Below are 6,988 nucleotides of genomic sequence, written 5' to 3' on the forward strand. Positions count from 1 at the left end.
CACTTCTGTGTGGAAATCAACACTATAGCTACACCAAGGCGCAGCTCGCCCAGATCACGCTACCCAATAGCAGCGAGATCCGCTACCAAAACTACCAGTGGAACGTTCCCACCAGCATCCAAACCCCAGGCGCTGCCAAATCCTTGGAACTGGATGCCCTGCAACGTCCCACCAGCATCCAAGTCAAGAACGGCAGCAACCAGGTTCTCGCCAGCAAGGCCTACCAATACGACAAGGCTGGCAATATCACCCAGATCGACAGCGACCTGGGCACCACCCAATACGGCTATGACAACCTGGACCGCCTCACCCAGGCAATCCCCGACCAAAGCCTGCAGGGCCTGGGCCTGCCCAGCGAACACTATGGCTATGACGCCGTTGGCAACCGCACCAGCAGCGCACACCAGCCAGGCGCCTGGGGCTATAACGCGGACAACCAAATGGTTCGCTACCCCAGCAAAACACCGTTTAGTCCAAGCCCTGCGGTAGACACCCAGGTGAGCTACACCCCGCAGGGCCATACCCAGCAGGAGACGAGTGGGCAGGACAACAAGACCTACCGCTACAACGCCGCCGAGCGACCGATCACTTACGAGAGCAGTGACGGCACGCAAGCGCAGTACCGCTATGACCCGTTCGGCCGCAGAATCAGCAAGAGCGTGACCAAAGACGCGGCCACGCAGGTGACCTACTTTGTCTACAGCGAGCAGGCGCTCATGGGGGAGTTAGATAAGGATGGCAAGTTGCAACGGGCTTATGGGTTCAATCCGGTTGCGGGGCAGCAGGGGCTGTGGAGTACGGATCCGGTTTGGCAGGCAGAGGTTGTTAATAGTGATTTAGCTAGTTCCCAAACCGGCTATCACTATCTGCATACGGATCATCTGGGTACGCCTGATATAGCGACAGATAAGGCAGGCACGGTTACGTGGAAAAAGATCAATGACGCGTTTGGAACCACTCAAACTGTGGAAAGTATCGCGCAAGTCAATCTCCGATTCCCCGGGCAATATTTTGATGATGAAAGCGGTGTTAATAACAATTACTTTAGAGAATACAACGCAATCATTGGTCGATATATAGAATCTGATCCACTCGGATTAATTAGTGGAGTCAATCTATACTCTTACTCAGTAAATAATTCGTTAGTCAATTATGATGCATACGGCCTTGAATCAAATCAACAATGTGTGGCGGCATGTACTACTGTGGGGGGCGTGGTTGGAGGGCTTGCAGGACGAGCTGTGGGGGGGGCGGTAGGCGGCTTAGTTGGAGGTGTAGGGGGGGCAGTTATTGCTGGTCCCGGTGGAGGTGTTGCGGGCGGCGCAAGTGGTGCAGTAGTAGGAGGGAATGCAGGAGGAAATGCTGGTGCAGCAGGGGGTGCTGCAGCCGGTTATGCATTAGGGAAGGCGCTTTGCCCAGATAAATGTGATCCTCCTGAAGGGACCATTTGCTCGGAATTTCATGCCGATGGAACTCCGCATAGCTCTTCGGATATGGAGGGTAATAATGTAGGTCCTACAATACCACATTGGCATACTTGGCAAATGAATAAAGGTCCGAAGGGTTGTATTTGGAATAAAAGAAAACATTGGAAATCTACATTTAATCATGAGCCTGCGGGAGTGCTTCCCTGCAGCGCCTACCCTAGCTGGAATAATCAAGGAGGACGATAATGAATTATGTGTGTATTGGATTTGATATTCGAATGTGGCCGAGTGAAAGAGAGCAAAGTTCCGAGTGCTCTATTTGGGGTCAGAATGATGAGGTCATCAATATAATCAAGGAGAAATATGATATTTTTGAAAATTTATATCAGCTGTTTGATTTAATAAATCCTTCTGTTTTTCAGTCTATTTGTGATGAGGTTGTGGGTATTCAGGAGTGTAAAGTGATATTAATGCTGATTCCTAAGTCTGTAGCCTTATTGAATCTAGAGAAATTCGGTTATCCTCTTTATGAAAATTTTGATTTTGGAAATTTCTATGAGCTCGGATTGGATGTTAGCGACATAAATGGATTTTATTCTGCGCTTCAAAATCCAGTGATTAAAAGCTTCAGAGGAACAAATGAGTTGTTTTCCCGCGCCGAGCCGCTTGAGGTTCTTGAGGTGTTGCAGCTTGCTGGATTCTCTGATGGAGGGCATAGTCCATATTGCGTAACAAAAATAATGGCTCTAAAAGATAAGTGATAGGCGTTGGAGGTGAGTTTAAGTGATTTGCATTATTTGCATATTAATAGCAAATATAAAATTGTTGGGTTTTTGAATATAAATAATTATGCCATTAACCTTGTTGCATAAGTCAGTCGCATTGGTTATGATCTATGGATTTTTTATGCATGCCTCAGCTTCTTATCCTCCTGCCATTAGTTTTTCCGATGTGGTTTGCACTTCGGATGAAGTTGCGTTAGTGCATGTGCATCGAAAAGTTCCTGAGGAAATTGCAGACTCTGTATATAACTTCACCGTAGTTGAAAATATAGTAGGCAACTTTTCAAAATATTCAATGAAGCTAAATGTAAAAAATACTAATAACCCAGTTCCCACCGAAAGTCATTATGTTGTTTTCTTGAGGAGGGTTGGTGGAGAATATTTCTTCTCTTATGGCTACTTAGGTATGTTTAACGTCTTGAATGTCAAAAGTATGTTTTTCGTAAAAAATAAATTTGACCAAGAGGTGTATGATTTTTCTAGGTTTTATGAGAAGGTGAAAGCCGCTAAGCTTTTGTGTCCACAACCTGCTCGGTGACAAATTGGGAGTTTGCTATTTCGTAGTGATGGTGAAATAAATAAATGAGGACAATCAAGATAGCAGAGGGACTGAATGAGCGCTTATTTCGAATTGACATTTTTCAAACAGCTTCAAGTAGTCGGCGTGCTGCATACAAGGTCTGTTAATTATTTTTGAACGATTGTTTGAGGTGATGTCCTTGTGGATGGACTTCGGCTGGGAAAGGGTCTTGCTGACCATTGCTTTCTGGTTTATTAGTCCCACCCCACCTCACCAACGCGTTTGAAGTAGGCCTTTCCCCTCTCCAACAGAGACCGCAGCAGAAATCCAGCACTGATCGCAGCGAGACCGCGTTAGAACCACCGCAAGGCGTTCCATTGGCGGCACAAGGCACAACATTCGATGAAAAACCAGCTGCCAATACGACAAGGACGGGCGCCTTGCTGCTTACGAACAGCAAGATGACAACGACCAACTTGTCAGCAGCGCCAGCCACAGCCACGATGTCCAAGGGTGGGCGGCTCAAAGCCTAGGGCTGGATCTTAGTTTGGCAGTAGGAATGGGGCAAAGTGCAGTAGTTTCGGTCGTTGAGGAGAAATGCGGTGAGTGTGAATGATGAGCTAACATTATTCCAGCGTCTTCAAGTAATTAGTGTTTTGCACGCGTGCATACTAATGATTTTGTTTTTATTGGAGATTTTTTCGATATTCCACTCATAGATTGGTGGTTTGATTCGGATGTTGTAAAAATAGTAATAGCTATTATTCTTTGGTTAATTGGTCCAAAGATTGTTGAATTCTTGAATCTGAAGGTGTAATTGGTCGGCCATAGGTTATTCAAATCCGAGGGCTGATAGAAGAATGGACTGAGCCGGTGGGTGCTTCACACTTCGCGTCTTTTGGCGTCATGTAATCGGGTATGTATCAGTCCAAGTAGTGTCAGCTTGATCAGCTCTCGGACAGGCCCGTTGGTTGGCGCAGGCTCAGTCCAAACAAACACTTCAAGGTCTAGCAGAACTGGAGCGCAGCATCGCTGAGCACAGGGGCGCCTGTGGTCGACCACGTACAGGAGCTTGCCATTGGAGTTCGGCATAGAGCCAGACCGATCCCCGGTGCTTGAGCATCTCGTTGTACTAAGAGTCACTAACACCCCATGACACCGAAGATTTACGGTTAAGGCTAGGCGTTAAGCAGCTCGACGCGATTGGTATGATTTTAGTAAAACCAATAGAGGTTTGTTGGCGGAAACTTAACGGCATTGGATGGAATTTCTTTCCAAATGGGATCGTTTGTAAAGTATTATTGAATAAAATAAAAAATTTCTTATCAAGATACTTCTAGATTTAGGAAAGGCACATGCTGTCAAAAGAATTAAAAAATGGGATTATTTTCTCCGCATTGATTTCGTTAATGACATGTATTATTTTGTTTTCATTTGATGAGCAAGTTGCGCGAGTTGATTGCTTGTACCAAGGAAGTGGCGCCGCTAGTGAAATTGCAGAATCTAGCATCAGAAGTCTTTTGGAAATCGAGGAAAAACAACCTATCAATTATATTAAAAGCGAATCTAAAGAGGGCGGGGTTGATTATTATTTCTCCATTGCGGAAAAGGCTTTTAAAGCAAATGTTGTTGACGAAAATTGTGTTATGGAAATCGAGCGAGTAAATTGATTTAAATTTAAAGAGATTATTGCTTATCCCTGAGATGATCCGCACGGCGTTGTTGCATAAATAGGCCATAGGCCGAGGCACTCCCAATCCCAAATGGATTTAAGCAGCAGCGACCGTCGGGGCGTACCCAGCGCGGTAAATTGATAGAGATTCTCGGATATTGAACTCGGCTACCGGACGGTCAAATGTCCTGGCCATCACCTTCTCGCCAAGACGCTTGAGCATTCATCTCGGTTTCTACCAGAGACCTTCGTTGGTAGCCGCTCCATCTTTGCCAGATAGCCCGCCCCAACTTCCTACACGCCTTGACCGCTTCATTGTGGTGAGTAAACGCCAGCCCTTTGCGCAGCGTCGCTCCTTTGCGTGGCGGGAAGATTGGAATGCCCCCCGCAGTTAGAAAGCGTTATGTAAATCCTGCGTGTCGTACGCTTTATCGCCGGTAAAGCTAGCTATCTCTTTATTGCTTGGGTTGACTTAGCAGGTCAGCTGCCATGGGCGAGTCGCCCCTTCATTGGTTGTGACTGCGAGCGATAGACACCCCCAGCACAGACTTCTCATATCCATATTTGAAATTCTTCGTGGTGCAAAGCCAGCCTGAAAGCTCCAATGGAGGCTTCGTTGCTGCTGCCGCCATGTGATGGCGCAGTCTTTACCTCCAGAAAGACGTCCCATGTTTCAGAGTTTCAAACGTGTGCTGATCTCCGCTGCCATTGCTGTGGCCGTGCTGCCGGCTGTGGCGGCAGACAAGCTCAAGATCGCTGTTGTGCCCGGTGCCTATGCCGATTCCATCAATGCAGCGGCCAAGGATGCGAAGGCCCAGGGTATCGATGTGGAGGTGATCGAGTTCACCGACTGGACCACGCCGAACGTCGCGGTCAACAACGGCGATATCGATATCAACTACTTCCAGCACCAGCCGTTTCTGGACAACGCGGTGAAGAAGAACGGCTACGCGCTGGCCAGCGCCGGCACCGGCATTCTGGCGAATGTCGGCCTGTATTCGCTCAAGCACAAGAACGTGGCCGATGTGCCCAACAACGGCAAGGTGGGCATTGCCAGTGACCCGGTCAACCAGGGCCGGGGCCTGTTGCTGCTGCAGAAGGTGGGGCTGATCACGCTCAAGCCGGGCGTGGGCTACCTAGGCTCGATCAATGACATTGCGTCGAACCCCAAGTCGCTGCGCTTTGTCGAAGTGGAGGGGCCGCAGCTGGTGCGTATCACCGGCGATGTGGATATCGCCCAGGGCTACCCGCACTTCATCGTCGCGGCCAAGGCCTTTGATCCATCGAGCGGCCTGGCGTACTCGGGCATTGAGGACCAGCAGTTCGCCATTCAGTTCGTGGTCAAGAAGGACCGGGTCAACGACCCGGTGGTGCAGAAGTTCATCCGCATCTACCAGAACTCCGAGACCGTGCGCACGGTCAGCAAAAAGTCTTTCAGCAATGACGACCGGCTCTACACGCTGGCCTGGCTGAAGAAGTAAGCGCGGCGGGCGACCGACTCTTTATCCAACAACAAAAGCAAGCGAGAAAAACATGACGAACAAGATCAACAGACGCGTGGTGGCGGCAATTGCAGCAGCGGCCATGCTGGGAGGGTGGCAACTGGCGCAGGCAGCGGACAAGATCCGCATCGCCTCCACGCCAGGGGCCACGGCCGACGCCATCAAGGCGGTGGTGGCCGATGCCAAGAGCCAGGGGCTGGATGTGGAGCTGGTCGAGTTCACCGACTGGACGGTGCCCAACGAGGCCGTCAACAACGGCGATGTGGACCTGAACTTCTTCCAGCACCAGGCCTTTTTGAACAACGTCATCAAGGAGCGCGGTTACCAGCTCAAGTTCGTGGGCCTGGGCCTGCTGCAGAACATTGGCATCTACTCCGAGCGCTACCAGGCGCTGGCCGATGTGCCGGCCAAGGCCAAGGTCGCGATTGCCAATGACCCGGTCAACCAGGGCCGGGGCCTGGCGCTGCTGCAAAAAGCCGGCCTGATCCGCCTGCGCACCGGCGATGCGCCCGGCGCCACGGTGGCCGATATCACCGACAACCCCAAGCAGCTGCGCTTCTACGAAGTCGAAGGCCCGCAGCTGATCCGCTCGCTGCCCGATGTGGACCTGGCCGTGCTCTGGCCGAGCTACTTTGTCAGCGCCGGCAAGAAGGAGCAGGCCAGCAAGGCCCTGGCCTATTCGGGCATTGCCGACCGCTTCTATGCGATGGGCTTTGTTTCGCAAGCCAGCCGTGCCGACGACCCCAAGCTGCGCAAATTTGTCCAGGTGTTCCAGAACTCTGCGGCAGTCAAGCAGGCGATCAGCCAGCAGTTCAACAACGACCCCAAGCTCTACACCTTGCCCTGGTAAGGGCAGGACACCAGGAGAAGCACATGGCCCTTTCCGCCGTATCCAACGTATTGCGCAGGCAGTTCCGCGCCGAGGCCGAGCCGGCCGCCGAGGGCCGTGCTGCGCGCGCCAGCGCAGCGGTACCAACCGCCGCAAGCGGCCAGGCGCCGGTAGCCGCCGCCCCCTTGGGCACCGTGGTGTTCCGCGATCTGGGCAAGGTCTACCGCTCATCGGCGGGGGGGGGGGCTGCGCCGCC

The 6,988-nt window shown here is 51.1% G+C and carries 7 protein-coding genes and 1 pseudogene; 7 read left to right on the forward strand and 1 reads right to left on the reverse strand.

The features are described 5' to 3' along the window. The 4 genes from H928_RS30750 to H928_RS31500 all read left to right on the forward strand — a co-directional run. Positions 1 to 1,673: RHS repeat domain-containing protein (locus H928_RS30750; RefSeq protein WP_192816982.1), on the forward strand; the 1,673-nt coding region annotated here is incomplete at its 5' end. Next, positions 1,673 to 2,188: a hypothetical protein gene (locus tag H928_RS31490; protein WP_148293108.1), complete on the forward strand. Its 516-nt coding sequence runs from the start codon at positions 1,673 to 1,675 to the stop codon at positions 2,186 to 2,188. The genes H928_RS30750 and H928_RS31490, both read left to right, overlap by 1 nt. A gap of 88 nt (positions 2,189 to 2,276) precedes the next feature. Further along, complete coding sequence (locus H928_RS31495) at positions 2,277 to 2,747, forward strand: hypothetical protein (RefSeq protein ID WP_158400503.1); 471 nt, start codon at positions 2,277 to 2,279, stop codon at positions 2,745 to 2,747. Between the two features lie 1,337 nt (positions 2,748 to 4,084). Beyond that, positions 4,085 to 4,399: a hypothetical protein gene (locus H928_RS31500; RefSeq protein WP_148293110.1), complete on the forward strand. Its 315-nt coding sequence runs from the start codon at positions 4,085 to 4,087 to the stop codon at positions 4,397 to 4,399. 99 nt (positions 4,400 to 4,498) lie between these two features. On the opposite strand, the pseudogene H928_RS30755 reads toward H928_RS31500, so the two are convergent. Next, positions 4,499 to 4,930: pseudogene (locus H928_RS30755) on the reverse strand (transposase); the annotation flags it as partial. Between the two features lie 139 nt (positions 4,931 to 5,069). Here H928_RS30755 and H928_RS0109545 point away from each other — a divergent pair. The 3 genes from H928_RS0109545 to H928_RS33175 all read left to right on the forward strand — a co-directional run. Further along, entirely contained in the window at positions 5,070 to 5,882 is an 813-nt protein-coding gene (locus H928_RS0109545) for a MetQ/NlpA family ABC transporter substrate-binding protein (protein WP_021026289.1), read from the forward strand. Positions 5,883 to 5,934: 52 nt separating this feature from the next. After that, on the forward strand, positions 5,935 to 6,753 hold the full coding sequence (locus tag H928_RS0109550; RefSeq protein WP_021026290.1) for a MetQ/NlpA family ABC transporter substrate-binding protein: 819 nt from the start codon (positions 5,935 to 5,937) through the stop codon (positions 6,751 to 6,753). A gap of 23 nt (positions 6,754 to 6,776) precedes the next feature. After that, a partial coding sequence (locus H928_RS33175; RefSeq protein WP_373604913.1) for a hypothetical protein occupies positions 6,777 to 6,988 on the forward strand: 212 nt, incomplete at its 3' end.

The sequence above is a fragment of the Comamonas sp. B-9 genome (genome assembly GCF_000410635.1).
GTDB lineage: Bacteria > Pseudomonadota > Gammaproteobacteria > Burkholderiales > Burkholderiaceae_C > Comamonas.